Annotated in this window: 23 protein-coding genes and 1 tRNA gene; 8 read left to right on the top strand and 16 right to left on the bottom strand. The window is 67.3% G+C overall.

Going from position 1 to position 25,423, the window contains the following annotated elements; translation table 11 throughout:
- Positions 1–42: 42 nt before the first annotated feature.
- Positions 43–2,331 (bottom strand): RelA/SpoT family protein, encoded by a 2,289-nt coding sequence (locus DY262_RS00590; protein ID WP_116957074.1) that lies wholly within the window; start codon positions 2,329–2,331, stop codon positions 43–45.
- Positions 2,328–3,248, bottom strand: coding sequence for an alpha/beta fold hydrolase (locus DY262_RS00585; RefSeq protein ID WP_116957073.1), 921 nt, complete (start codon positions 3,246–3,248; stop codon positions 2,328–2,330). Before DY262_RS00585 ends, DY262_RS00590 begins: the two co-directional genes overlap by 4 nt.
- A gap of 80 nt (positions 3,249–3,328) precedes the next feature.
- On the opposite strand from DY262_RS00585, the gene DY262_RS00580 reads away from it, so the two are divergent.
- Positions 3,329–4,099, top strand: coding sequence for a 3-hydroxybutyrate dehydrogenase (locus DY262_RS00580; RefSeq protein WP_116957072.1), 771 nt, complete (start codon positions 3,329–3,331; stop codon positions 4,097–4,099).
- Positions 4,100–4,103: 4 nt separating this feature from the next.
- Here the strand turns inward: DY262_RS00580 and DY262_RS00575 are convergent, their stop codons facing one another.
- The gene (locus DY262_RS00575; RefSeq protein WP_116957071.1) at positions 4,104–4,847 is read right to left on the bottom strand and encodes an SIMPL domain-containing protein; all 744 of its coding nucleotides are present in this window, start codon (positions 4,845–4,847) and stop codon (positions 4,104–4,106) included.
- A 16-nt stretch (positions 4,848–4,863) separates the two neighbouring features.
- Positions 4,864–5,163: a hypothetical protein gene (locus DY262_RS00570; RefSeq protein ID WP_147326148.1), complete on the bottom strand. Its 300-nt coding sequence runs from the start codon at positions 5,161–5,163 to the stop codon at positions 4,864–4,866.
- Between the two features lie 170 nt (positions 5,164–5,333).
- Here DY262_RS00570 and ompR point away from each other — a divergent pair, with 170 nt between their 5' ends.
- Positions 5,334–6,065 carry an osmolarity response regulator transcription factor OmpR gene (gene ompR / locus DY262_RS00565; RefSeq protein WP_070399984.1) on the top strand — a complete coding sequence of 244 codons (732 nt, stop codon included), beginning with the start codon at positions 5,334–5,336 and terminating at the stop codon, positions 6,063–6,065.
- The gene (locus tag DY262_RS00560; RefSeq protein WP_116957069.1) at positions 6,065–7,468 is read left to right on the top strand and encodes a sensor histidine kinase; all 1,404 of its coding nucleotides are present in this window, start codon (positions 6,065–6,067) and stop codon (positions 7,466–7,468) included. Before ompR ends, DY262_RS00560 begins: the two co-directional genes overlap by 1 nt.
- Positions 7,469–7,489: 21 nt before the next feature.
- On the opposite strand, the gene ispF is transcribed toward DY262_RS00560, so the two are convergent.
- Both ispF and ispD read right to left on the bottom strand, forming a co-directional pair.
- On the bottom strand, positions 7,490–7,972 hold the full coding sequence (gene ispF, locus DY262_RS00555; protein WP_116957068.1) for a 2-C-methyl-D-erythritol 2,4-cyclodiphosphate synthase: 483 nt from the start codon (positions 7,970–7,972) through the stop codon (positions 7,490–7,492).
- The gene (ispD, locus tag DY262_RS00550; protein ID WP_245980757.1) at positions 7,969–8,691 is read right to left on the bottom strand and encodes a 2-C-methyl-D-erythritol 4-phosphate cytidylyltransferase; all 723 of its coding nucleotides are present in this window, start codon (positions 8,689–8,691) and stop codon (positions 7,969–7,971) included. Before ispD ends, ispF begins: the two co-directional genes overlap by 4 nt.
- 78 nt (positions 8,692–8,769) lie before the next feature.
- On the opposite strand from ispD, the gene mfd reads away from it, so the two are divergent.
- The gene (gene mfd, locus DY262_RS00545) at positions 8,770–12,261 is read left to right on the top strand and encodes a transcription-repair coupling factor (RefSeq protein ID WP_116957066.1); all 3,492 of its coding nucleotides are present in this window, start codon (positions 8,770–8,772) and stop codon (positions 12,259–12,261) included.
- On the top strand, positions 12,258–12,986 hold the full coding sequence (serB, locus tag DY262_RS00540) for a phosphoserine phosphatase SerB (protein ID WP_116957065.1): 729 nt from the start codon (positions 12,258–12,260) through the stop codon (positions 12,984–12,986). The genes mfd and serB overlap by 4 nt, the downstream gene beginning before the upstream one ends.
- Positions 12,987–13,049: 63 nt before the next feature.
- Here serB and DY262_RS00535 read toward each other — a convergent pair.
- The 9 genes from DY262_RS00535 to thrS all read right to left on the bottom strand — a co-directional run bounded on the left by DY262_RS00535 (position 13,050) and on the right by thrS (position 21,099).
- Positions 13,050–13,126: transfer RNA gene (locus DY262_RS00535), tRNA-Pro, on the bottom strand.
- 37 nt (positions 13,127–13,163) lie between these two features.
- Entirely contained in the window at positions 13,164–13,625 is a 462-nt protein-coding gene (locus DY262_RS00530; protein WP_116957064.1) for a MerR family transcriptional regulator, read from the bottom strand.
- A 125-nt stretch (positions 13,626–13,750) separates the two neighbouring features.
- Complete coding sequence (locus DY262_RS00525; RefSeq protein ID WP_009517529.1) at positions 13,751–14,077, bottom strand: integration host factor subunit alpha; 327 nt, start codon at positions 14,075–14,077, stop codon at positions 13,751–13,753.
- A 29-nt stretch (positions 14,078–14,106) separates the two neighbouring features.
- Positions 14,107–16,527, bottom strand: coding sequence for a phenylalanine--tRNA ligase subunit beta (gene pheT / locus DY262_RS00520; RefSeq protein ID WP_116957063.1), 2,421 nt, complete (start codon positions 16,525–16,527; stop codon positions 14,107–14,109).
- 9 nt (positions 16,528–16,536) lie between these two features.
- Positions 16,537–17,589, bottom strand: a complete 1,053-nt coding sequence (gene pheS / locus DY262_RS00515; RefSeq protein WP_116957062.1) for a phenylalanine--tRNA ligase subunit alpha — start codon at positions 17,587–17,589, stop codon at positions 16,537–16,539.
- A 105-nt stretch (positions 17,590–17,694) separates the two neighbouring features.
- A complete protein-coding gene (gene rplT, locus DY262_RS00510; RefSeq protein WP_009517526.1) occupies positions 17,695–18,057 on the bottom strand; it encodes a 50S ribosomal protein L20 in 363 nt (120 codons plus the stop codon).
- 24 nt (positions 18,058–18,081) lie between these two features.
- Positions 18,082–18,285, bottom strand: coding sequence for a 50S ribosomal protein L35 (gene rpmI, locus DY262_RS00505; RefSeq protein WP_070399972.1), 204 nt, complete (start codon positions 18,283–18,285; stop codon positions 18,082–18,084).
- Positions 18,286–18,470: 185 nt separating this feature from the next.
- Positions 18,471–19,076: a translation initiation factor IF-3 gene (infC, locus tag DY262_RS00500; protein WP_116957061.1), complete on the bottom strand. Its 606-nt coding sequence runs from the start codon at positions 19,074–19,076 to the stop codon at positions 18,471–18,473.
- Positions 19,077–19,191: 115 nt separating this feature from the next.
- A complete protein-coding gene (thrS, locus tag DY262_RS00495) occupies positions 19,192–21,099 on the bottom strand; it encodes a threonine--tRNA ligase (protein ID WP_116957060.1) in 1,908 nt (635 codons plus the stop codon).
- A gap of 251 nt (positions 21,100–21,350) precedes the next feature.
- On the opposite strand from thrS, the gene DY262_RS00490 reads away from it, so the two are divergent.
- Both DY262_RS00490 and DY262_RS00485 read left to right on the top strand, forming a co-directional pair.
- Complete coding sequence (locus DY262_RS00490) at positions 21,351–22,220, top strand: alpha/beta fold hydrolase (protein ID WP_116957059.1); 870 nt, start codon at positions 21,351–21,353, stop codon at positions 22,218–22,220.
- 17 nt (positions 22,221–22,237) lie between these two features.
- The gene (locus DY262_RS00485; RefSeq protein WP_116957058.1) at positions 22,238–22,741 is read left to right on the top strand and encodes a DUF305 domain-containing protein; all 504 of its coding nucleotides are present in this window, start codon (positions 22,238–22,240) and stop codon (positions 22,739–22,741) included.
- Positions 22,742–22,836: 95 nt separating this feature from the next.
- Here the strand turns inward: DY262_RS00485 and aceA are convergent, their stop codons facing one another.
- Positions 22,837–24,168 carry an isocitrate lyase gene (gene aceA, locus DY262_RS00480; protein WP_116957057.1) on the bottom strand — a complete coding sequence of 444 codons (1,332 nt, stop codon included), beginning with the start codon at positions 24,166–24,168 and terminating at the stop codon, positions 22,837–22,839.
- 341 nt (positions 24,169–24,509) lie between these two features.
- Here aceA and DY262_RS00475 point away from each other — a divergent pair, with 341 nt between their 5' ends.
- Positions 24,510–25,412, top strand: a complete 903-nt coding sequence (locus tag DY262_RS00475) for a DMT family transporter (RefSeq protein ID WP_116957056.1) — start codon at positions 24,510–24,512, stop codon at positions 25,410–25,412.
- Positions 25,413–25,423 lie beyond the last annotated feature (11 nt).

Genomic DNA, 25,423 nt, shown 5'->3' with positions numbered 1-25,423 from the left:
CGAACGAATCGAAGCCTCGCAGTATAGCAGTTCCTGGCCGCACTATTTGCGGCGCACCATGCGCACGCCGTTCACGTCCCCCACCACGGCCATGGCGCGCGCCACCTGGCGGGCGTCTGCCACCTCGATGGTGAAGGTCATCCAGGCCACGCCCCGGACGGACTGGGTCTGCACCCCGATCACGTTCATCTTCTCGCGGGCGAAGACGTCGGAGATGTCGCGCAGCAGGCCCTGACGGTCGACGGCCTCGATGGCCACGTCGACCGGATACACCGCCTGCGCGCCGCCGCGCGCATCGTCGCGACCGGTCCAATCGACCTCGATCACGCGGTCCGGGCTCTTGCGCACCAGGTGCGCGAAATCGGTGCAGTCGGCACGGTGAATGCTCACGCCCTTGCCTCGCGTGACGAAGCCGCGAATCTCGTCGGGCGGCGCCGGCCGGCAGCACTTGGCGAGCTGGGTCATCAGCGAGCCCACGCCCACCACCAGCACGTCGCCCTTGGGGCTTTGCTGGCCGCGACGGGGCTTGCGCACCCAGCTGCTGGGCTCGGGCGCGGCCTCGGGTTCGGGCGGGCGCAACTGGGTCTCGATCGAGCGCAGCGACAGCTCGTCCTTGCCGACCAGCTCGAAGAGCTCGTCGGCGGAACCCAGGCCCATTTCAATGGCCAGGTCCTCGAACTTGAGCGCCGTGCGGCCTTCGCGCTGCAGCAGCTTTTCCACCGCCTCGCGCCCGCGCGCGATGGTCTCGGCCAGTGCCTGGGCGTTGAACCAGGCGCGCACCTTGCTCTTGGCGCGGTGGCTCACCAGATAACCCAGCTCGGGATTGAGCCAGTCACGCGAAGGGCCGCCGTCCTTCACGGACACGATCTCCACCGTCTGACCGTTCTGCAGCGCCGTGTTCAGCGGCACCATGGCGCCATCGACCTTCGCACCGCGGCAGTGGTGGCCCAGGTCGGTGTGCACGGTGTAGGCAAAGTCGACCGGCGTGGCGCCTTGCGGCAATTCGACGATGGCGGCATTCGGCGTGAGCACGTAGATGCGGTCGTCGAACAGGCCCTGGGCGGTGCCGCTGAGATCGCGCTCCCAGGCCAGCAGTTGGCGCAGCACGGCGATCTTGGCGTCGTACTCGGAGTTGGCCGTCACGCCCGAGTAGCCTTTGGCACCCGCTTCCTTGTAGGCCCAGTGCGCGGCCACGCCGTGCTCGGCGTGATCGTGCATGGCCTGGGTACGGATCTGGATCTCGAAGGCCCGCCCCTGGGCGTCGCGCACCACCGTGTGCAACGACTGGTAGCCGTTCGGTTTGGGCTTGGCGATGTAGTCGTCGAACTCATCCGCCACCGGCGTGAAGTGCTCGTGCACGAAGGACAGCACGGCGTAGCAATCGGCGGTTTCGAGCACGATCACGCGCAAGGCCCGGATGTCAAACACCTGCTCGAAGTCCAGCGCCTTGCCCCGCATCTTCTTGACGATGCTGTAGATGTGCTTGGGCCGGCCCTGCACCATGGCGGCGATGCCCTGGGCCAGCAGCGCGCGCTGCAGGTCCTCGCGCACCTGCTCGACGTGCGCCTCGCGCTCGGCGCGTTTTTCGTCGAGCAGCTTGGCCACGTTCTTGTAGGTCTGCGGCTCCAGGAAGCGGAAGGCCAGGTCTTCCATCTCCCACTTGATCTGCCAGATGCCCAGACGGTTGGCCAGCGGCGCGAACACATGCAGGGATTCGCTGGCCAGCAGTTCGCCCGGATCGCCCTTGATGGAGGCGAAATAGCGCAGCGTCTGCAAACGCGACGCCAGGCGCAGCATCACCACGCGCAGGTCGCGTGAAAAGGCCAGCAGCATCTTGCGCACGTTCTCGGTCTGGCTGGCCGCGAGCTCGGACACCGGTGCCTTGGACAAACCTGGCGCGGGCTGGCCTGCGTCTTGCGCGGCCATGCGCTCCTCCTGCTTGCGCGCGAGCTTCTCCGCCGCCTTCAGGCGCGCCTGCCGCTGCAGCTGGACGAGCTTGGTGGTCTCCAGCGCCAGCGCGGCGTGCTGCTCGCCGAAGGCCTTGGCGATGACTTCCTGCGGCCGGTTCAGGTGCTGGCAGGCATACACCAGGTACACCACCGACTGCATGGCCTCGGACCCACCGATGTCGGCCAGGATGCGTGCCACCGCCTCGGCGTGTGTCCAGGTGTTCTCACCCGTGTCCAGGCATTCGCCTTCCAACAGGGGCTCGGCAAAGGCGCGGGCGCGCGCCAGCGCATTGGCCTGCTGCGGCAGGCCTGCGGCGGTGGCGGCCACGATCGCGGCCGTGGCTGGCGCCGCGTCGTCCAACGAGGGGTTGGCCCGCTTCATGGCGAGAGCAGGAAATCGAGCACGGCGCGCACCTGGTCGTCGGCCACCAGCGTGGGCGCGTGACCCACGCCAGCGAAGCTCACGCAGCGCGGGCGCGGCCCGCGGGCCTGCATGGCCCGCACGGTGTCCATGCTGAGCAGGTCCGAGTCCTCGCCGCGCAACACCAGGGTGGGCGCAGCGATCGCGTCGTACAGGTCCCACAGCGCGGCCTCGCCGGCGCGCACCGCCTCACGCAGCACCTGCGTTTCCACGCCCTGCGTCATGGCCTTGAACGGCACGGCGATGGCCGGGTCGTAGTGCAGGCGCACGCGCCCGCCGCGCTCGCGCAGCATCGGCAGGGACAGGGCCCGCCATTGTTCGGGCGTGTGGGGGCCGAAGCCCTGGGAAATGCTGGCCAGGTAGTCGCTCGCGGCCTGAGCGGAGTCGAAGTCGGGGTCCAGGCCCAGGTAGGTGCCGATGCGCATGAGCGCTTCCCACTGCACCACGGGCCCCACATCGTTGAGCACCAGGCGGGTGGGCGCCAGCAGCGGCTGCGCCGCCACGCCCATGCCGATGAGTCCTCCCATGCTGGTGCCAACCCAGTCGATTCGTACGCCGGGCCGCTGCGCGCGCAACTGCTGCAGCAGCACGGCAAGGTCGGCCACGTAGGTGGGCACCTGGTAGGCCATGGGGTCGGCCAGCCAATCGCTGTGCCCGCGCCCCGCCACATCCACCGCGACCACGCGGCAGAAGGGTTGCAGCGCGCGCGCCAGGGTGTCGAAGTCGCGCCCCTGGCGCGACAGACCATGCACGCAGACGACCACGTGATCGTCGCGCCCGCCGGTGCTGCGCCAGTCCCACCAGGCCATGCAGCGCGGGCCGCCTTCACGGGCCGCGGCCCCACCGACGACGGTGTGCTGGAGTTGGGGTTCGGTCATGGTGCGGCTCGGGGCTGGCGTCCGCCATCCATAATGCATGGCAGCACGTCGAACCAATCGTAATGGAACTGGAGTAACCCATGCTCACCGGGAAAACCGCACTCGTCACCGGATCCACCAGCGGCATCGGCCTCGGCATCGCCAAGGCCCTCGCGCGCCAGGGCGCCAACGTCGTGCTCAATGGTTTCGGGGACAGCGCCGGTCCGCAGGCCGAGGTGGCGGCGCTGGGCACCCAGGTCGGCTTCCACGGTGCCGACATGAGCAAGCCCGCGGAGATCGAGGACATGATGGCCTATGCGGCCAAGACCTTCGGCCAGGTGGACATCCTCGTGAACAACGCGGGCATCCAGCACGTCGCCAAGGTGCAGGACTTCCCGGTCGAACGCTGGGACGCGGTGATCGCCATCAACTTGTCCAGTGCCTTCCATACCTCGCGCCTGGCCCTGCCGGCCATGCTCAAGGCCAACTGGGGACGCATCATCAACGTGGCTTCGGTGCATGGGCTGGTGGGGTCGGCGGAGAAGTCGGCGTATGTGGCGGCCAAGCACGGCATCGTGGGCCTGACCAAGGTGACGGCCCTGGAGACCGCCACCTCGGGCGTCACCTGCAACGCCATCTGCCCGGGTTGGGTGCTGACGCCGCTGGTGCAGAAGCAGGTGGACGCGAAGGCCGCCGCACTGAAGCTGTCGAATGCGGAAGCCACCAAGCTGCTGCTGGGCGAGAAGGAGCCCTCGATGCAATTCACCACGCCCGAGGAGCTGGGCGAACTGGCGGTGTTCTTCTGCTCGCCCGCCGCCGGCAACGTGCGCGGCGTGGCCTGGAACATGGACGGCGGCTGGGCCGCCCAGTAAGGCCTCAACGCATTTGGATGGCGCCAGACACCGTGATGCTCACGGTACTGGTGCCGGCGGCCACCGGAATGGCGGCGTCGCTCGCGGCCGCCTTGGCCTCCATGGCCATCATGCGCGGCATGGGTCGCTCGGGCATGTCGGTCGAACTCACCGATACATCGCGCAGCGTGTAGCCGCTGAAGCCGAAGCCCTTGGCGATTTCACTGGCGCGCGCGCGAAAACGCTCGATGGCCTGGGCCTGCACCTGGGACTCAAGCGCCTGGCGCGCCTCGCGCGAAAGGGAGAAGCCCATGCTGGAAACGGTGAGGGTCTGCACGCGACCGGCCACCGCGCTCACGTTGGCGATGTCTCGGCCCTCGATCACCACCTCGGCCTGGCCCTGCCAACCGCTGATGCGGCCATTGCTGCCATAACGCGGATAGAGGCGCAGATTGCCAGTGCGCACCTCCAGTTGCTGAGGCTTGGCCTGCGGCTGAGCGATCGCCAGTGCGGCATCCACAGCCACCTTGAGCTGATTCTGCACGGTGGCGGCATCGCTGCCCTCGCGGGTGGTGCTCAACACCACGGTGAGCCAGTCCTGCGGCACTTCCAGGTGGCCACTGGCGGAGAGGCTCACCACATTGGCGGGCACCTCAGGCGCCTGCGCCAACGCGACCGGCGAAGCGGCCACGGCGGCGATGAGGCTGAGAGCGGAAGCGGCGCGGCGAACCGCAGCCGCCGAACGGGCGGGCAGATAGGGCATGGGCATGTGTGCTGGGTTTTGTTCAGGGCTGGCGATGGGACTCGAAGGGCGGTTGCACCCTGAGCTGCTCGCGCAGGCGCTGGCGCTCCTCCACGGACAGCCGGAAAGGCTTGCCGCCGTCGTCCATGTCGTCAAAAGGTTGGCGCAGCGCGTCACGCAGCCGCATGGGCGCACGCGCCTCGCCGCCATCGATTGAGATGGGCACCACCGTCACCGTCGCAGCGTCGGCGCCGATCATGCCGGCGTCGCGCGGACGCTCCGGATTGGCGTACGCCAGACACGCGGTCAAGCAGGCAATGGTTCCCATCCAAACGGACTTCATGGTGTGGAGGAGTATGAACAGAAGTCCGATTGTGCGAGTGAGGCCCGGGTCAAGCGAATGGCATGTGGGGCAACATCTGTAACAGCCTGTCAAAAAACCAAAAAACGAGCGTTGACAAGCACTTGCCGCTGCCAAAATCGGCTTTGTTACATTTATCGGAAGTTGCTCCCATGCCACAGAACCACCCCCGCCCCAACAAGGTTCTCGTCGTCGATGACGACGTGCGCATCCGCGACCTGCTGCGCCGCTACCTGATGCAGGAAGGCTTCGAAGTGATGCTGGCCGAAGACGGCAAGGCCCTGAATCGGGTCTTGCAGCGCGACGCCGTGGACATCATCGTGCTTGATCTGATGATGCCCGGCGAGGACGGGCTGTCGATCTGCCGCCGCCTGCGCGCCAACGGCGACCGCACGCCCATCATCATGCTGACCGCCAAGAGCGAGGACGTGGACCGCATCGTGGGCCTGGAGGTCGGCGCCGACGACTACCTCGGCAAACCGTTCAATCCGCGGGAACTGCTGGCTCGCATCCACGCCGTGCTGCGCCGCCGTCCGCCAGCCGAGGTCCCCGGCGCGCCCTCGCAAGATGCCGAAGTGGTGAAGTTCGGCCCCTACGAATTCGACCTGAGCCTGCGCACGCTGCGCAAGGACGGCAACGACCTGCCGCTGACCACCGGCGAATTCGCCATGCTGAAAGCCCTGGTACGCCATCCGCGCCAACCGCTGTCGCGCGAGAAGCTGGCCCAGCTGGCGCGCGGACGCGAGTTCGAGCCCTTCGACCGCAGCCTGGATGTGCAGGTCTCGCGCCTGCGCAAGCTGATCGAGGACGACGCGTCCTCGCCGCGCTACCTGCAGACGGTATGGGGCGTGGGCTACGTGTTTGTGCCGGACGGCAACACCTGATGGACAGCGAATCACGCGTACCGTTCGAGACCGAACCCACCGCGCTGGAAACCGCCCCAGCCCCGCTGGAGGTGCGGCCCACGCGCGGCGTGAGCCTGTTCTGGCGCACGTTCTTCTTTCTCACCTTGCTGCTCACGGGCTGCATCATCGCGTGGCTGCAAACCTTCCGCGCGCTGGAATACGAGCCGCGCGCCCTGCAAAGCGCGCAGCAGCTCGCTTCGCTGGTGAACCTGAGCCGTGCGGCGCTGATCCACTCGGACTCCATCGCGCGCGTCTCACTCATCAAGACCCTGGCGTCCGAGGAAGGCCTTCGCATCGCACCGCGCGAGCCCAACGACACCTTCCAGCTCTACGACACCGACCTGCTCAGCCGCAACGTGGCCGGGCAGTTGAAGGCCCGCCTGGGGCCTGACACGGTGGTGGCGCGAGAGGTCAATCACCAGGCGGGGCTGTGGATCGGCTTCTCGATCGACGGCGACCCGTACTGGCTGTTGACCGACCCCTCCCGCATCGGCCCGGTGGCGGGCACCACTTGGCTGATCTGGCTGGGCACGGCCGCCCTGCTCTCGCTCGCTGGCGCCGCGCTCATCGCGCGCCTGATCAACCGGCCCTTGAAGAAGCTCTCCTTCGCCGCCAGCCGCGTGCGCGAGGGCGACTTCAACGCCAGCCAGCTCAACGAGACCGTGGCCACCAGCGAGATTCGCGAGGTCAACATCGGCTTCAACCGCATGGCGCAGCGCCTGTCCAAGATCGAGCAGGACCGGGCGCTCATGCTCGCCGGTATCTCACACGACCTGCGCACGCCGCTGGCGCGCCTGCGGCTGGAAACCGAAATGAGCGTGGCCGATCCGATGGCGCGCGAGCACATGTCGGCCGACATCGAGCAGGTCAACGCCATCATCGACAAGTTCCTCGACTACGCGCGGCCCGACCACATGAAGCCGGAGGAGGTCAATCTCAACGAGGTGATCGAGACCGCGCTGTTCGCGCTCGGCGACGACCCCAAGACGGTCATCAAGACCCGCATCGAGCCCGCGCTGTTCGTGCTGGGCGACCCGGTGGAGCTGCAACGCGTGTTTAGCAACCTGCTGGAAAACGCCTCGCGCTACGGCCGCGACCCCGACAGCGGGGTGGTGCAAATCGACATCGCCGCCAAGGCCAAGGACGACTCGGTGCTGGTCAAGCTGCGCGACCACGGCCGCGGCGTGCGGCCCGAAATGCTGGAGCAGTTGACTCAGCCGTTCTTCCGCGGCGACGCCGCGCGCTCCGACGCCACCGGCACGGGCCTGGGTCTGGCCATCGTGGAGCGCGCCATCACGCGCATGGGCGGGCGCTTCGCACTGGCCAACAGCAGCACGGGTGGCCTGGCGGCGCACATGAAGCTGCGCCGCTCGCCGGGCTGAGCGCTGCCGGGCACCTGCCGCTCAGACCTTGAGCAACAAGGCCACGGCGCGGGCCTCGATGGCCTCGCCCTGCCCCACCGGCCCCATCTTCTCGGCCGTCTTGGCCTTCACGTTCACCTGGTCCACCGCCAGGTCGAGCAAGGCGGCGATGCGCTCGACCATGGCCGGGATGTGCGGCGCCAGCTTGGGCGCCTGAGCCACCACCGTGCTGTCGACGTTGCCGATCTCGTAGCCTTCGGCGCGCACGCGCCGCGCGGCCTCGGCCAGCAGCGCGCCCGAGTCGGCACCGCGGAAGCGCTCGTCGGTGTCGGGAAAGTGGCGGCCGATATCGCCCAGCGCGGCGGCGCCGAGCAGCGCGTCGGTGATGGCGTGCAGCAGCGCGTCGGCGTCGGAATGCCCCAGCAGGCCATGCGTGTGCGGCACGGTGATGCCCCCCAACACCAGTGGGCGGCCGGTGACCAGGCGGTGGATATCCCAACCTTCGCCGATGCGGATGGCGTTCATGTGCGGCTCCTCAGGATGGCTTCGGCCAAGGCGAAGTCGTGCGGGTACGTGACCTTGATGTTGCTGGCGCGCCCTTCCACCAGGCGCGGGCGCCGCCCGGTGCGCTCGATGGCGCTGGCCTCGTCGGTGATGCCCTCGAAGCCGGTGGCCCGGGCCTCCGACAGCGCGTCCAGCAACTCGCCCAGGCGGAACATCTGCGGCGTCTGGGCCAGCCACTTGTGGCGGCGCTCGATGGTGCGGGCCACACGGCCGTCCACCTCGTCCTTCAGCGTGTCGGGCAAGGGCAGCGCCAGAAGGCCGCCCACCGGGTCGCCAGCGCAGGCCTCGATCAGCGCCGTCACCTCCTCGGGCGTGACCAGGCAGCGCGCGGCGTCGTGCACCAGCACCCAGTCGGTATCGGGCACGCCGGCTTCGCGCAGGGCCCGCAGGCCGTTGAACACGGTTTCGGCGCGCGTGGCCCCGCCGCGGCGCAGGGCCTGCACGCCGTCGATATCGGCGGGCCAGTGCGCATCGTCGGGCGCCAGCACCACCACGATCCGATCCAGCCGCGGCACGCCGCGCAACGCAGCCAGGGTGTGCTGCACCAGGGGCCGTCCCGCGACGGGCTGGTATTGCTTAGGCAGTGGCGCGCCCGCGCGCGAACCGGTGCCCGCGCAAGGCAGCAACGCATGGCAGCGGGGCAAGGACGGTGGGGCGGGAAAAGGGGAAGCGGCGCTCATGGGCGGCGCCATTCTAGAATTCACCCACACCCCCGGCCCGATCCGACCGGGGGTATTTGCATTGTTGGTACCGACCGCATGTCCCTCACCCTGCCCGCGCTGAGCCCCGGCAAGCGCCACACCCTACCCCACCCCGGCGGCTCGGCCGACGCGCTGTGGCTGGCCCGCCTGGCCGAGCGCGAACAGCGCGACGGCCGGCTCACCGCCATCGTCACGGCCGACGCGAACGACGCCCGGCGCCTGATCGACGAGCTCGCCTTCTTCGCGCCCGATCTGCGCACCACGCTGTTTCCCGATTGGGAAACCCTGCCCTACGACACCTTCTCGCCTCACCAGGATCTCATCAGCGAGCGCCTGGCCACGCTGTGGCGCATCTCCCAGCGCGCGCAGGACGGCGGCGCCGACGTGGTGCTGGTGCCGGCCACCACGGCGCTCTACCGGCTCGCGCCACCGTCCTTCCTGGCGGGCTACACCTTTCACTTCAAGGTCAAGCAGTCGCTGGACGAGGCGCGGCTCAAGGGCCAGCTCACGCTCGCGGGTTACCAGCACGTCACGCAGGTGGTGAGCCCCGGCGAGTACGCCGTGCGCGGCGGCCTCATCGACCTTTTCCCCATGGGCAGCCCGGTGCCCTACCGCGTGGACCTGTTCGACGACGAGATCGACAGCATCCGCACCTTCGACCCCGACAGCCAGCGCAGCCTGTACCCGGTGAACGAGGTGCGCCTGCTGCCCGGCCGCGAGTTCCCCATGGACGACGCGGCGCGCGCGCGCTTTCGCAGCCGCTGGCGCGAACTGCTCGAAGGCGACCCGACCAAGAGCCGCCTGTACAAGGACATGGGCAACGGCGTGGCCACCGCCGGCATCGAGTACTACCTGCCGCTGTTCTTCGAGGACACCGCCACGGTGTTCGACTACCTCGGCGAGGCCGCAACCCTGGTGCTGCATGGCGAACTGGAGCCCGCCTTCCAGCGCTTCTGGCAAGACACGCGCGAGCGCCACCGCCTGCTGCAGGGCGATCCCGACCGCCCCATCCTGCCGCCCGACGCCCTCTTCCTCAACGCCGAGCAGTTCTTCACCCGGGCCAAGGCACACGCCCAGGTGGTGATGCGCCCGGGCGCCAGCGACGTGAGCGACAGCGCTTTCGCCCAGGCACTGCCCGATCTGGCCGTGGTGCGCGGCGCCGACGAACCGCTGGCCAAGCTGCAGGCCCACCTGCGCGCCAGCCCGCAACGCGCGCTGATCCTGGCCGAAAGCGACGGCCGGCGCGAAAGCCTGCTCGACTTCCTGCGCGCCAGCGGCCTGAACCCGCCCGCCTTCGACAGCCTGGCCGAATTCCAGGCCAGCGAGGAAAAGGCGGGCATCGCCACCGCTGCCCTGGCCACCGGCTTCGCCTGGCTGGAAGCCGGCATCGACTTCGTCACCGAGACCGAGCTGTTCGCCGCCGGCCCCACCACCCGTCGGCGCCGCAAGCAGGAGCAGGTGAGCGACGTCGACGCGCTCATCAAGGACCTGTCCGAGCTCAACGTGGGCGATCCCGTGGTGCATGCGGCGCACGGCATCGGCCGCTACCGCGGGCTCATCAACCTGGACATGGGCGAGAAGAACGCCGACGGCACGCCCGCGCTGCAGGAGTTCCTGCACCTGGAATACGCCGACAAGGCCGTGCTCTACGTGCCCGTGAGCCAGCTCGGCCTCATCGGCCGCTACACCGGCGTGAGCGCCGATGAGGCGCCGCTGCACAAGCTGGGCAGCGGCCAGTGGGAGAAAGCCAAGCGCAAGGCCGCCGAACAGGTGCGCGACGCCGCCGCCGAGCTGCTCAACATCTACGCGCGCCGCGCCGCGCGCCAGGGCCACGCCTTCCGGTATTCACCGCAGGACTACGAGGCCTTCGCCAACGACTTCGGTTTCGAGGAAACCGCCGACCAGCGCGCCGCCATCCACGCCGTGGTGCAGGACATGATCAGCCCGCGGCCCATGGACCGCCTGGTCTGCGGCGACGTGGGCTTCGGCAAGACCGAGGTGGCGCTGCGAGCGGCCTTCGTGGCCGTGACCGGCGGCAAGCAGGTGGCCTTCCTCGCGCCCACCACGCTGCTGGCAGAACAGCACTACCAGACCCTGGTGGACCGCTTCAGCAAGTGGCCAGTGAAGATCGCCGAGATGAGCCGCTTCCGGTCACAGAAGGAAATCACGGCGGCCATGAAGGGCATCGCCGACGGCTCGGTGGACATCGTCGTTGGCACGCACAAGCTGCTGAGCGAGAAAGCCCAGTTCAAGAACCTGGGCCTGCTCATCATCGACGAGGAGCACCGCTTCGGCGTGCGCCACAAAGAGGCCATGAAGCAGCTGCGGGCCGAAGTCGACGTGCTGACGCTCACCGCCACCCCCATTCCACGCACCCTGGGCATGGCGCTCGAGGGCCTGCGCGACCTCAGTGTGATCGCCACCGCCCCGCAGCGCCGCCTGGCCATCAAGACCTTCGTTCGCAACGAAGGCAACGGCGTCATCCGCGAGGCCGTGCTGCGCGAGCTCAAGCGCGGCGGCCAGGTCTACTTCCTGCACAACGAGGTCGAAACCATCGAGAACCGCAAGGCCAAACTGGAAGAGATCCTGCCCGAGGCGCGCATCGCCGTCGCGCACGGCCAGATGCCCGAGCGCGAGCTGGAGCGCGTGATGCGCGACTTCGTCGCGCAGCGCTACAACCTCTTGCTGTGCTCCACCATCATCGAGACCGGCATCGACGTGCCCACAGCCAACACCATCGTCATGAGCCGCGCCGACAAGTTCGGCCTGGCGCAGCTGCACCAGCTGCGCGGCCGCGTGGGCCGCAGCCACCACCAGGCCTACGCCTACCTGCTGGTGCCCGAGATCGAGGGCCTCACCAAGCAGGCCGCGCAGCGGCTGGACGCCATCCAGCAGATGGAGGAGCTGGGCAGCGGTTTCTACCTGGCCATGCACGACCTGGAGATCCGTGGCGCTGGCGAGGTGCTCGGCGAGAACCAGAGCGGCAACATGCTGGAGGTGGGCTTCCAGCTCTACAACGAGATGCTCTCGGAGGCCGTGAAGGCGCTCAAGGCCGGCCGCGAACCCGACCTGCTGGCGCCCTTATCCGTCACCACCGACATCAACCTGCACGCCCCTGCCCTGCTGCCCAACGACTATTGCGGCGACGTGCACCTGCGCCTGAGCTTCTACAAGAAGCTGGCCACCGCCCGCAGCGCCGAGCAGGTCGATGCCCTGCTAGAGGAAATCGTCGACCGCTTCGGCAAGCCGCCGGCGCAGACGCAGACCCTCATCGACGTGCACCGCCTGCGCGTGCTGAGCGCGCCCTACGGCGTGGCCAAGGTCGACGCGGCGCCGGGCGTGGTCAACATCACCTTCAAACCCAACCCGCCGATCGAGCCGATGCGCATCGTCGAGCTCATCCAGAAGCACAAGCACATCAAACTTGCGGGCAACGAGAAGCTGCGCATCGAGCGCGCGCTGCCCGAGGTGAAAGACCGCGTGCAACTCGTGCGCGACGTGCTGCGCGCCCTGGGCCAACCCCAAAAGACCACCACCGAAACCGCATGACTGCCCCTGCCACTGCCATCTCCCCCGGTCTCACCGTGCGCGGCTTCACGCCGCCGCTCAAGCTCCGCGACTTCAAGCTCATCGCCTTCGACATGGATTCCACGCTCATCAGCATCGAGTGCGTGGACGAGATCGCCGACGTGGTCGGCAAGAAGGCGGAGGTCGCCGCCATCACCGAGGCCGCGATGCGTGGCGAGATCGCCGACTACAAGGACAGCCTGCGCCGCCGCGTGGCCCTGCTCAAGGGCGTGACCGTGGCCGACATGGAGCAGGTGCTGGTCGAGCGCCTGCGCATCAACCCCGGCGCGGCCGAACTCGTGCGCGCCAGCCAGGCCGCCGGGCTCAAGGTGCTGCTGGTCTCCGGCGGCTTCACCTACTTCGCCTACCGTGTGCGCGACACGCTGGGCATCGACTTCGTGCGCGCCAACGTGCTGGAAATCGCCAGCGGCGCGAACTGCGGCGAACTCACGGGCCGCATGGTCGACCAGACCTGGGGCGACATATGCGACGGCGCCGAGAAGCGGCGCACCCTGCTCGAGGTCGCCTCGCTGCTGGGCATCGAGCCCTCGGAATGCATTGCCATGGGCGACGGCGCCAACGACCTGCCCATGATGGGCGTGGCCGGCCTGTCCGTGGCCTACCACGCCAAGCCCGCCGTGCGCGAACAGGCCATGGTGTCCATCGACAGTGGCGGACTGGACCGCCTGCTGGAGGTGCTGCGCTGAAGCGCGGGCACCCGAGGCAAAAGAAAAAGCCCGTCATCTCGCGATGACGGGCTTTTGCATAAATGGTCGGCGTGGCGGGATTCGAACTCGCGACCCCTTGCACCCCATGCAAGTGCGCTACCAGGCTGCGCTACACGCCGACAAGCCTCGCATTATAGCCGGCAAAAAAGCGCGCTCTCAGGCCGATAGCCGAAGCAACTCACGAATCTCGAGCAGTTCGCGGCGCATGTCGCTCAGCAGCGTGGGTTCGGCCGATGCCGCCGGTGCGGCGGGCGACACCACCGCCGACACCACGGTGGTGTCGTCGTCGTGGATGACGGCGTCCAGGTCGATCACGTCGATCGGATCGTCATCGTCCTGGCGGCGCTTCTCGCGCTCGGCCTGGGCCAGCTCCTGCAGCTTGTTGCGCGCGCCGCTGATGGTGAAGCCCTGGTCGTACAGCAGCTCGCGGATGCGGCGGATCATCAGCACCTCATGGTGCTGGTAGTAGCGCCGGTTGCCCCGGCGCTTCATGGGGCGAAGCTGCGTGAACTCCTGCTCCCAGTAGCGCAGCACATGCGGCTTGACGCCACACAGCTCGCCCACCTCACCAATAGTGAAGTAGCGCTTCGCTGGAATGGGGGGCAGCGATTTTTCCATGTAAATCAAGGCGGTAGAAACCGAAGCTTGAATTTACTCTAAGTAAGGAAACCCCGGGGACTACCCCGGGGCTTTTCGTGCGAAATGTTGTAAGCGACCCCTATCGGGCCGCGCGACAGCGCCGTTCAGCCGCCGATGACCGCCGCCTGCACCTGCTCCTTGAGCTTGGGGCTGGCGTGGAAAGTGACAACCCGCCGGGCCTGGATGGCCACCGGTTCGCCGGTGCGGGGGTTGCGGCCCGGGCGGGCCGCCTTGGTGCGGATCTGGAAGTTGCCGAAGCCCGAGATCTTCACGTCCGTGCCATTGACCAGGCTCTCGGTGATGAGATCGAAGAAGGCGTCGATCATGTCCTTGGATTCCCGCTTGTTCAGGCCGATCTGGTCGAACAGCAGCTCGGCGAGCTGCGCCTTGGTGAGGGCGGGGGTTTCCAGGCTTTCGACGGCCAGTTCCATCGGGTACTCCTTCTTGTCGGTGTCGGGGCTCAAGCGCGCAGACGGGCTTTCACGCGCTGCTGCAGGGACGCGAGCGTCTGCTGCACGGCGGCTTCGATTTGTTCGTCGGCCAGTGTAGCGTCCTCACGGTTCATGACGAGGCGCACGGCCAGGCTCTTCTCATGCTCGGCCAGGCCGGGCACCGTGGCGCCCTTCTTCGGTCGGTAGACGTCGAACAGCACGGCGTCCTGCAGCCAGGGATTGCTGGCGGCGCGGATGGCGGCCATCACGGCGTCGTGCGACACGGTTTCGTCGACCACCAGCGCCAGGTCGCGCTGCACCGGCTGGTGGCGGCTGACCGCGCGGAAGGTCGGCACCGGCCAGGCCAGCACGGCGTCGAGTTCCAGTTCGAACAGCACCGGCGCCTGGGGCAATTCGTATGCCTGGCGCCAGCGCGGATGCAATTCGCCCACGTGGCCAATGCAGCGGCCATCCAACCACACGGCCGCGCAGCGGCCCGGGTGCATCGCTGGGTGCTCGGCGGCGCGGAACTCGGCGCGGCGCGGCGCCAGCAAGGCCTCCACATCGCCCTTGGCGTCGAAGAAATCGGCTCCACGATCGCTCTCGCCCCACTGCAAGGCGTTCAGCGGCCCACCCGCCAGGCCGGCCACGCGCATGGGCTGGTCGAAGCCGGCCACGGTGGTGTCGCTGTCGGCCACGCCCGCGTCCTTGCGGAACACGCGACCGATCTCGAACAGGCGCACGCGCTCGGCGCGGCGGTCGAGGTTGAACTTGCACACCGCCACCAGGCTGCCGATCAGCGAGGAGCGCATCACGCTCATCTGGCTGGCGATCGGGTTGAGCAACTGGATGGGGTCGGCGTTGCCCGCGAGCTCGCGCTCCCAGCGCTCTTCCACGAAGCTGAAGTTGATCGTCTCCTGGTAACCCAGTTGCGCGAGCTGGCGGCGTACGGCGAAAGCGCCGCGGCGCGCCTCGGGACGCAGCTTGGCGGTGATCGGCGCCAGCGGAGGCGTGGTGGGCAGCTGCTCGTAGCCCACGAGGCGCACCACTTCTTCGATCAGGTCCTCCTCGATCTGCAGATCGAAGCGGTACGGTGGCGGCGTCACGGTGACCGTGCCCTCGCCCTCGTGCAAGGCCAGACCCAGGCGGCGCAGCGCACCCACGCACTGCGCCTGCGTGAGCGGCATGCCGATGACCTTGGCCGCGCGCGCCACGCGCAGGGTGACGGGCTTGGCCTCGGGCAGGCGCGCCACCCGATCGTCCATGGGACCGGCCTGGCCGCCGCAAATCTCCAGCACAAGCTGCGTGATGCGCTCGATGTGTTCGACCGTGGTGGACGGATCGACGCCCCGCTCGAAGCGGTGGCCGGCGTCCGTGCTGAAGTTGTAGCGGCGCGAACGGCCGGCCACCGCCTTGGGCCACCAGAAGGCGGCCTCGATGTAGATGTTCTCGGTGTCGTCGGACACTGCGGTGGCGTCGCCGCCCATGATGCCCGCCAACGACTCGACCGCCTGGTCGTCGGCGATCACGCCCACGCCGGCGTCCACGGCGATGGTGTTGCCGTTGAGCAGCTTGAGCGTTTCACCCTCGCGACCCCAGCGCACCTGCAGCCCGCCATGGATCTTGTCGAGATCGAAGATGTGCGAGGGGCGGCCGAGCTCGAACATCACGTAGTTGGAGATGTCCACCAGCGCGGTGACGCTGCGCTGTCCGCAGCGCGCCAGGCGATCGACCATCCAGGCCGGCGTCTGCGCCTGGGTGTTCACGCCACGCACCACGCGGCCGCTGAAGCGGCCGCACAGGTCGGGCGCCTCGATGCGCACCGGCAGCCGGTCGTCCAGCGACACCGGCGCGGCCGAGAAGCTGGGCGCCTGCAGCGGCGCGCCGGTGATGGCCGCCACTTCGCGCGCGATGCCGTACACGCTCAGGCAGTGCGCCAGGTTGGGCGTGAGCTTCAGGGTGAACAGCATGTCGTCCAGCGCCAGCTGCTCGCGGATGTCACGCCCCACCACAGCATCGGCGGCGAGTTCGAGCAGGCCTTCGTGGCTATCGGACAGCTGCAGCTCGCGCGCCGAGCACAGCATGCCTTGGCTTTCCACGCCGCGCAGCTTGCCGAGCTTGATGGCGAAGGGCTTGCCGTCCTCGCCGGGGGGCAGCTCGGCGCCCACCAGCGCGCAGGGCACCTTGATGCCCACGCGCGCGTTCGGCGCGCCGCAAACGATGTTGAGCGGCGCGCCCTGCCCCACGTCCACCTCGCACACCCGCAGGCGATCGGCGTTGGGGTGTTGCACGGCGGACTTGATCTCGCCCACCACGACCCGGGTGAACGGCGGCGCCACCGGGCGCAGCTCTTCGACCTCGAGTCCAGCCATGGTGAGGGTGTCGGCAAGTTGCTGGCTCGTCAGCGGCGGGTTGCAGAAGCTGCGCAGCCAGGATTCGGGGAATTGCATGGTGGTCGCTTATCGGAACTGGCTGAGGAAACGCACGTCGCCGTCGAAGAACAGGCGCAGGTCATTGACGCCGTAGCGCAGCATGGTCAGGCGGTCGGGTCCCATGCCGAAGGCAAAGCCGATGTAGCGCTCGGGGTCGAGGCCCATGTTGCGCACGACGTTCGGGTGCACCTGGCCGGAGCCCGCCACCTCGAGCCAGCGCCCGGCCAGCGGGCCGCTCTGGAACTGGATGTCGATCTCCGCGCTCGGCTCGGTGAACGGAAAGAAGCTGGGGCGAAAGCGCAGCACCAGGTCGCCGCTCTCGAAAAAGGTACGGCAGAAGTCGGTGAAGACAACCTTGAGGTCCTTGAAGCTCACGTTCTCACCGATCCACAGGCCCTCGCACTGGTGGAACATGGGCGAGTGGGTGGCGTCGCTGTCCACGCGGTAGGTGCGGCCCGGCGCGATGACGCGGATCTCGGGCATGCCCTGGCCGGCGTCCAGGGCCGCGCGGTGGCGCTTGACGTGCTGCACCGCGTGGCGGATCTGCATGGGGCTGGTGTGCGTGCGCAGCAGATTGGGCGCCTTCGCCGAGCCGCCTTCCACGTAGAACGTGTCGTGCATGGAGCGCGCTGGGTGGTCTTCCGGCGTGTTGAGGGCCGTGAAGTTGAACCAGTCGGATTCGATCTCGGGCCCCTCGGCCACCTCGAAACCCATGGACCCGAAGATGGCCTCGATGCGCTCCAGCGTGAGGCTCACCGGGTGCAGCCCTCCCGCGCCACGCTGGCGGCCCGGCAGGCTCACGTCCAGCGCCTCGGCCTTGAGCTGAGCGTCCAGCTCCGCATCGGCCAGGGCCTGGCGCCGCTGGCTCAGCGCGCTCTCAATGGCTTGCTTGGCCAGGTTGATCGCAGCACCGCGCGTCTTCTTCTCGTCCACCGACAGGGCGGCCATGCCCTTCATCAACTCGGTGATGCGGCCCGACTTGCCCAGGTAGCGCGCCTTGGCGTTCTCCAGGTCGGCCGGCGTGGCGGCCTGCGCGAACTCGGCGCGTGCTGCCTCGGCCAGGTTGTCCAACTCGTTCATTCGATGCGTGTCCGATGCAATGAAAAAAGGGTTGAAGCCGGCGGGTCACCCCTCAAGCCTCAACCCCTTAGAACGGCAGCGGGCGCCTGCGCGCCCGGCCGGGAATCAAGCGGTGGCCAGCTTGGCTTTGACCTGCTCCACGATGCTGCCAAAAGCCGCCGGATCGTTGACGGCCAGGTCGGCGAGGACCTTGCGGTCGATCTCGATCTGGGCCTTCTTCAGACCGTTGGCGAACTGGCTGTACGTCAGGCCGCAAGCGCGAGCACCGGCGTTGATACGCGCGATCCACAGCTGGCGGAACACACGCTTCTTGGTGCGGCGATCGCGGTAGGCGTATTGGCCCGCCTTCATCACCGCCTGTTTGGCGATGCGGAAGACGTTGCCGCGGCGGCCGCGGAAACCTTTGGCCAGAGCCAGGACTTTTTTATGGCGGGCGCGAGCCGTGACACCACGTTTGACGCGAGGCATAGTGCTTCTCCTTGTTCGTCTTGATTACAGGCCAGCGAACGGCAGCATCTGCGCCATGTGACCCATGTTGGTCTCATGGACGTTGACGGCCCCGCGCAGGTGGCGCTTGTTCTTGGTGGACTTCTTGGTCAGGATGTGACGCTTGAAGGCTTGACCGCGCTTGACGGTACCACCGGGACGAACACGAAAACGCTTCTTCGCGCTGCTCTTGGTCTTCATTTTGGGCATGGAAATGCTCCTTTTGATTTGTGCTCGCGAGGCGCCGCGGCAACCAGCCACGGTCTTGATGGGCCCCGAGCCACTTTTGGTAAGGCCCTTTCGGGCCTTCCTTTCGGCACCGGCCTTGCGGCTGGTGCCTCAAGCCGGCAGGGGACCAACCCTGCCCGCTCAATCCTTCAGAAAACCCCGGCGGCTCAGGCCGCCGTGGGGCTGGCCGCCGGCGCTGCCGCTTCGGCTGCGGGCTTCGCCGCCACCTTCTTGCGGCTCGGCGCGATCATCATGATCATCTGGCGCCCTTCCAGCTTCGGGAACTGCTCCACGATGATCAGGTCGCCCAACTCGTCGCGGATGCGGTTCAGCAGCGCCAGACCGAGTTCCTGGTGCGTGATCTCGCGGCCACGGAAGCGCAGCGTGATCTTGCACTTGTCGCCGTCGTCCAGGAACCGGCGGATGTTGCGCATCTTGATGTTGTAGTCGCCGTCGTCGGTACCCGGGCGGAACTTGACTTCCTTGATTTCGATGACCGTCTGCTTGGCTTTCGCTTCGGCCGCCTTCTTCTGTTCCTGGTACTTGAACTTGCCGTAATCCATCAGGCGGCACACCGGCGGATTCGCGGTGGCGGCGATCTCCACGAGATCGACGTCGAGCTCGCCAGCCATCCGAAGGGCTTCCTGCAAGCTCACGATGCCCAGGGGCTCGTTGTTCGGGCCGTTGAGGCGAACCTCGGGGGCCATGATTTCCCGGTTCAGGCGGTGCGCGCGTTCTTCACGCTGGCGGCGGTCGCGAAAGTTGGTAGCGATGGTGCGTTTCCTTCAAGTGGGCCGATGAATCAAAAACGGCCTGTCGGCCGCGGGGCTGCTCGCACCATGGGCGCCCGGTGATGCGGCGGCTTCACCGGGCCATGCCCGAGGGCGTTCAAGCCTTGGATGAAACCGATGTCGCGACGAGCTGGGAGAAGGCCTCCAGCGACATCACGCCCAGGTCTTTGTTGCCCCGGGCCCGCACCGCCACGGCGCCAGCGGCCTTTTCCTTGTCGCCCACAACGGCAATGAAAGGCAGCTTTTGCAACGCGTGCTCCCGTATTTTATACGTTATTTTCTCGTTGCGCAGGTCCGTTTCGACTCTAAGCCCTTGATTCTGCAGTGATTTCGCGATTTCGCGACAGTAATCGGCCTGCGCGTCGGTGATGTTGAGCACCGCCACCTGCACCGGCGCCAGCCAGGTGGGCAGCGCGCCGGCGTGCTGTTCGATCAGGATGCCGATGAAACGCTCCAGGCTGCCGACGATGGCGCGGTGCAGCATGATGGGGCGCTGCCGGGAGCCATCCTCGGCCACGTATTCGGCGTCCAGGCGCTCGGGCATGTTCGGGTCGACCTGCATCGTGCCGCACTGCCACTGCCGTCCCAGGGCGTCCTTCAGCGTGTACTCGATCTTCGGGCCATAGAAGGCGCCCTCGCCCGGCAGGTACTCGAATTCGCAGCCCGAGGCGCGCAGGCCCTGGGCCAGGGCGGCCTCGGCCTTGTCCCAGCTCTCCTCGCTGCCGATGCGCTTCTCGGGGCGCGTCGACAGCTTGTAGAGGATCTCGGTGAAACCAAAGTCCTTGTAGACCTTCTGCAGCAGCGTCGTGAAGGCGGCGACCTCGGCCTGGATCATGTCTTCGGTACAGAAGATGTGGCCGTCGTCCTGCGTGAACGCGCGCACGCGCATGATGCCGTGCAACCCCCCCGTGGGCTCGTTGCGGTGGCAGTTGCCGAATTCACCGAAGCGCAGCGGCAGGTCGCGGTAGCTCTTGATGCCCTGCTTGTAGATGAGGATGTGGCCGGGGCAGTTCATCGGCTTGAGCGCGTAGTCGCGCTTTTCCGACTCCGTGGTGAACATGTTCTCGCGGTACTTGTCCCAGTGGCCGGTCTTTTCCCACAGCGCCTTGTCCAGGATCTGCGGGCCCTTGACCTCCAGGTAGCCGTTGTCGCGGTAGACGCGGCGCATGTACTGCTCCACCTCCTGCCAGACGACCCAGCCCTTGGGATGCCAAAACACCGTGCCGGGGCTGTGCTCGTCCAGGTGGAACAGGTCCAGCTCGCGGCCCAGCTTGCGGTGATCGCGCTTCTCGGCCTCCTCCAGCATCGTCAGGTATTGCTGCAGCTCTTCCTTGGTGGACCAGGCCGTGCCGTAGATGCGCTGCAGCATCTCGTTGCGGTGGTCCCCGCGCCAGTAGGCACCGGCCACCTTCATGAGCTTGAAGTGCTTGAGCTTGCCCGTGCTGGGGACGTGCGGGCCGCGGCAGAGGTCTTCGAAACCACCTTCGCGGTAGAGGCTCACGTCCTCGTTGGCCGGGATGCTGGCAATGATCTCGGCCTTGTAGTGCTCGCCCATGGCCTTGAAGTGGGCCACGGCCTCATCGCGCGGCAATACGCGGCGCTCGACCTTCTCGTCCTTGCTGGCGAGTTCGGCCATGCGCTTCTCGATGGCGGCCAGGTCGTCGGGCGTGAAGGGACGCTTGTACGAGAAGTCGTAGTAGAAGCCGTTCTCGATGACCGGGCCGATGGTGACCTGCGCCTCGGGGTACAGCTCTTTCACGGCGTAGGCCAGCAGGTGGGCGGTGGAGTGGCGGATCATCTCCAGGCCGTCGGCGTCTTTGGCCGTGACGATCGCGAGCGAGGCGTCGCGATCGATGGTGTAGCTGGTGTCCACCAGCCGGCCGTCCACCTTGCCGCCCAGCGCGGCCTTGGCCAGGCCGCTGCCGATGGAGGCGGCGACGTCGGCCACCGTCACCGGCGCGGGAAAGCTGCGTTGCGAACCGTCGGGGAGCGTGATCTGGGGCATGGTGGGTATCCGGAAAACAAAAAAGCGCGGCTGGGGCCGCGCTTTCATGGGGGAAGAGGAAAAGGAATCGGGCAGGCGCGAACTGCTGGCCTCAAAGGGCCGCGAAGAAAAACGCCTGAGTTCGCGGTGTCATAACCGACGTGCCTTTCTCGCTCTTGCTGGTGGACCGAAACCACGATTGTCCCACAAAGGCACCTGCCCGTCCCCGGCCGCCGGCGGACAAGGCACGGCGTTTGCCGGCCAGACGTCCCATGAATCCCATCACCCTTCTTCGGGTCCAGGGCACCGACGTGGCGGTCCGCCTGAGCGGCGACCGGGGCCGACCGGCCCTGCTGCTGATCCACGGCTTCCCGAGCTCGTCCGAATCGTTCCGGCACGTGATCGCCCCGCTCGCGCGCGACTGCTTCGTGATCGCCCCCGATCTCCCCGGCTTCGGCCGCTCCCCGCCCATCGAGCCCGCCTCCTTCTCGCGCCTGGCGGACATCGTCGACGAACTTTTGGCTCGGCTCGGCGTCGCCTCCTTCCACCTCTACCTGCACGACCACGGCGCGGCGGTCGGACTTCACCTCGCCACGCGCGCACCGGACCGCATCCGTGGACTCATCGTCCAGAACGCCAACGCCCATGAGAGCGGCCTGGGGCCGCAGTGGTCGGCCACCCGGGCCTATTGGAGGGACCCCTCACCCGAACGGGAAGCCGAGGCGACCGCCCACCTGAGCTTCAAGGGAACGCGCGACCAATACGTGGCGGGCATACCGGACGATCTGGCGGCGCGCATTGACCCGCAACGGTGGGAACGGGACTGGCGAACCATGAACCTGCCCGGCCGGCTGGCGACGCAGCGCCAGCTGGTGCTGGACTACCGCCACCACGTCGCGCGCTTCGCAGACATCGCCGACTGGCTCGCCCGCTGGCAACCGCCGGCGCTGATGCTGTGGGGCCGACACGACGCCTTCTTCGATCTCCAGGAAACCCTCTCGTGGATGAAGGACCTGCCGCGCATGGCGGCGCACATCCTCGATGGCCCTCATTTCCTTCTGGAAACGCACGCGGCCGAATGCGCGGCGCTCATGGGCGCCTTCATCGCACGCGTGGAGACACGGCCGCGGCCGAGCCCCTGACACCAAAGGATCGACCCATGCAGACAGCAAAATCGCCCGCCCCCGACGCACGGCATGCCCCCCAGGAAGTCCACGGACGACCGTACCTGAGGTTCTGGATCAACATGGCCTTGGGACTGGTCGTCATGTACCTCGTCATGTTCTCCATGATCGACACCGGCGCGGACTACCGCAACAACATCAACATGCTCTACATGGCGGTCACGATGTGGGCGCCCATGGGCATTTTCATGCTGGCAACCATGCCCGCCATGTTGTCGAACCGGCCGCTCAACATCGCCCTGCACCTGGTCTTCGCCTTGCTCACAGCCGGCGCCTTCTTCGCCACGCGCTGGCAGGTCGCTGTCGGCGACCACCAGTTCATCGCGTCCATGGTGCCGCACCACTCCGGCGCCATCCTCATGTGCCGGGAAGCGAGGCTGGCGGATCCGGAGTTGCTGGCCCTGTGCGAGTCGATCGCCAAAGCTCAGCGGTCCGAGATCGAACAGATGAACCGCATCGCCGAGCGCCTGCAACATTGAGCGGCCGGCGGATCGAACCGCCACGCGAGCGACCACCCCAAAAAAAAGCCGCCCCGAAGGGCGGCCCTGTCTCCTCGTGTCCGGATGGATTCAGCTCAGTGGAACTGCTCTTCCTCGGTCGAGCCCGTCAGCGCCTTCACGCTCGACGACCCACCCTGGATCACCGTCGTCACGTCGTCGAAGTAGCCCGCGCCCACCTCCTGCTGGTGCGACACGAAGGTGTAGCCCTGCTCGCGCGCCTTGAATTCGGGCTCCTGCACCATCTCGGTGTAGTGCTTCATGCCCTCGCCGCGGGCGTAGGCGTGGGCGAACTGGAAGGTGTTGAACCAGTTGATGTGGATGCCGGCCAGGGTGATGAACTGGTACTTGTAGCCCAGCGCCGAGAGCTCGTCCTGGAAGCGGGCGATGGTCTTGTCGTCCAGGTTCTTCTTCCAGTTGAACGAGGGCGAGCAGTTGTAGCTCAGCAGCTTGCCCGGGCTCTTGGCGTGCACGGCCTGCGCGAACTCGCGGGCAAAGCCCAGGTCGGGCGTGCCGGTCTCGCACCACACCAGGTCGGCGTAGGGCGCGTAAGCCACGCCGCGGCTGATGGCCTGCTCCAGGCCATTCTTCACGCGGTAGAAGCCTTCCTGGGTGCGCTCGCCGGTGAGGAAGGGCTTGTCGTTGGCGTCGTGGTCGCTGGTGATGAGGTTGGCCGCCTCGGCGTCTGTGCGGGCCAGCACGATGGTGGACACGCCCATCACGTCGGCCGCGAAGCGCGCGGCGATCAGCTTTTCGATGGCTTCCTGCGTGGGCACCAGCACCTTGCCGCCCATGTGGCCGCACTTCTTCACGGCGGCCAGTTGGTCCTCGAAGTGCACGCCTGCGGCGCCGGCCGCGATCATGTTCTTCATCAGCTCGAAGGCGTTGAGCACGCCGCCGAAGCCGGCTTCCGCGTCGGCCACGATGGGCAGGAAGTAGTCGATGAATTCTTTGCTGCCCGGCTCGATGCCGCGGCCCCACTGGATCTCATCGGCGCGCTTGAAGGTGTTGTTGATGCGGCGGACCATGGTGGGCACCGAGTCGTAGGCGTAGAGCGACTGGTCCGGGTACATGGTTTCGCTGGTGTTGCCGTCGGCCGCCACCTGCCAGCCCGACAGGTAGACCGCCTCCAGTCCGGCCTTGGCCTGCTGCATGGCCTGGCCGGCGGAGATCGCGCCGAAGGCGTTCACGTAGCCCTTCTTGGCGCCACCGTTGATTTTTTCCCAGAGCTTTTCCGCGCCGCGCTTGGCCAGGGTGTGCTCAATGTGCATGCTGCCGCGCAGGCGCACCACGTCGGTGGCGCTGTAGCCGCGCTTGACGCCTTTCCAGCGCGGGTTCGTGGCCCAGTCTTTCTCCAGGGCTTCGATCTGTTGCGAGCGGCTGAGCTGTTCGGTGAGGGACTGGGGCATGGGGACACTCCTTGGGGGTTGATGGGTACCGGGGCGGCGTTCGCGGCAAAGGCGGTGCCGTTGGACATGACTCTAAGTCTTGTAGAAGACCTAAACCGCCTCTTATGTCTTATACAAGACAAAAATTTTCTCCTTTTGAATCAATGGAGTTTTTGATAAATTTTTCAATACGGAATTTCATCTCCCATATCGAGAAATTTTTCCGCGACGCAGCATTCGACATTTTCTCGATGTGAAAAACAAATTCCTCATCCCGAAACCCACGCCGGAGGCTGAGGCATGATGCGGGCCACCCGTCCCAACCCGACCCTCGCCCACCCGCCGCCAGCCGCGCCGTTCCCGTGACCTCCCTTCACCGTGCCACGGCCTACGCTTGCCTGGCCCTGAGCATGGCGCTCGTGGGCAGCTATGTGGCGCTGTCCAAGCCCCTGGTACTGGTGTTTCCGGTGTTCCTGCTGGCCTGGCTGCGCTTCGGCATCGGCGCCCTGGCCATGTGGCGCTGGCTGCGCAAGCCCGCCGACGAGCCGCCCCTGAGCCCGCGCACGCGCGCCCTGCTCTTTCTCGAGTCCTTCCTGGGCAATTTCCTGTTCTCCATCTGCATGCTCTACGGTGTGAGCCTGACCACCGCGGTGGCTGCGGGCGTGGTGATGTCCTCCATCCCCGCCGTGGTGGCGGTGCTCAGCGCCATCTTCCTGCGCGAGCGCATCGGCGCGCGCAGCGCGGCGGGCATCGCCTGCGCGGCCTTGGGCATCGGCCTGTTCTCGCTCGACAAGGGGGCCGGCCCGGCCGCGGGCGGTGGCCAGGCCCTGCTGGGCAACCTGCTCGTGTTCGCAGCGGTGGTGTGCGAGGCGTCTTACGTCGTCATCGGCAAGCGCCTCACCGAGGGCCTGGGCCCCAAGCGCATCTCGGCCATCATCAACCTGTGGGGCCTGGCGCTGGTCACGCCTCTGGGCGTGTGGGCCGCACTGCGCTTCGACTTCGGCGCCGTGGCCCTGCCCACCTGGGGCCTGCTGGTGTTCTATGCGCTGGCGGCCAGCGTGTGGACGGTGTGGCTGTGGATGACCGGGCTCAAGACCGTGCCCGCCTCGCAGGCCGGCGTGTTCACCGTGATGCTGCCGATCAGCGCGGCGCTCATTGGCGTGGTCTTCATGGGTGAGCGCCTCAGCGCCCTGCAACTGCTGGCTTTCGGTATCGCTGTGTTGGGCCTGGTGCTGGCCACGCTCCCTGGTCGTGCCACGACCTGACGCTCAACGAC

Origin of the sequence: Hydrogenophaga borbori, assembly GCF_003417535.1 — a bacterium.
Classification (GTDB): domain Bacteria; phylum Pseudomonadota; class Gammaproteobacteria; order Burkholderiales; family Burkholderiaceae_C; genus Hydrogenophaga; species Hydrogenophaga borbori.
The sequence above is the reverse complement of the archived record's forward strand: the minus strand, read 5'-3'. Positions and strand labels throughout refer to the sequence as shown.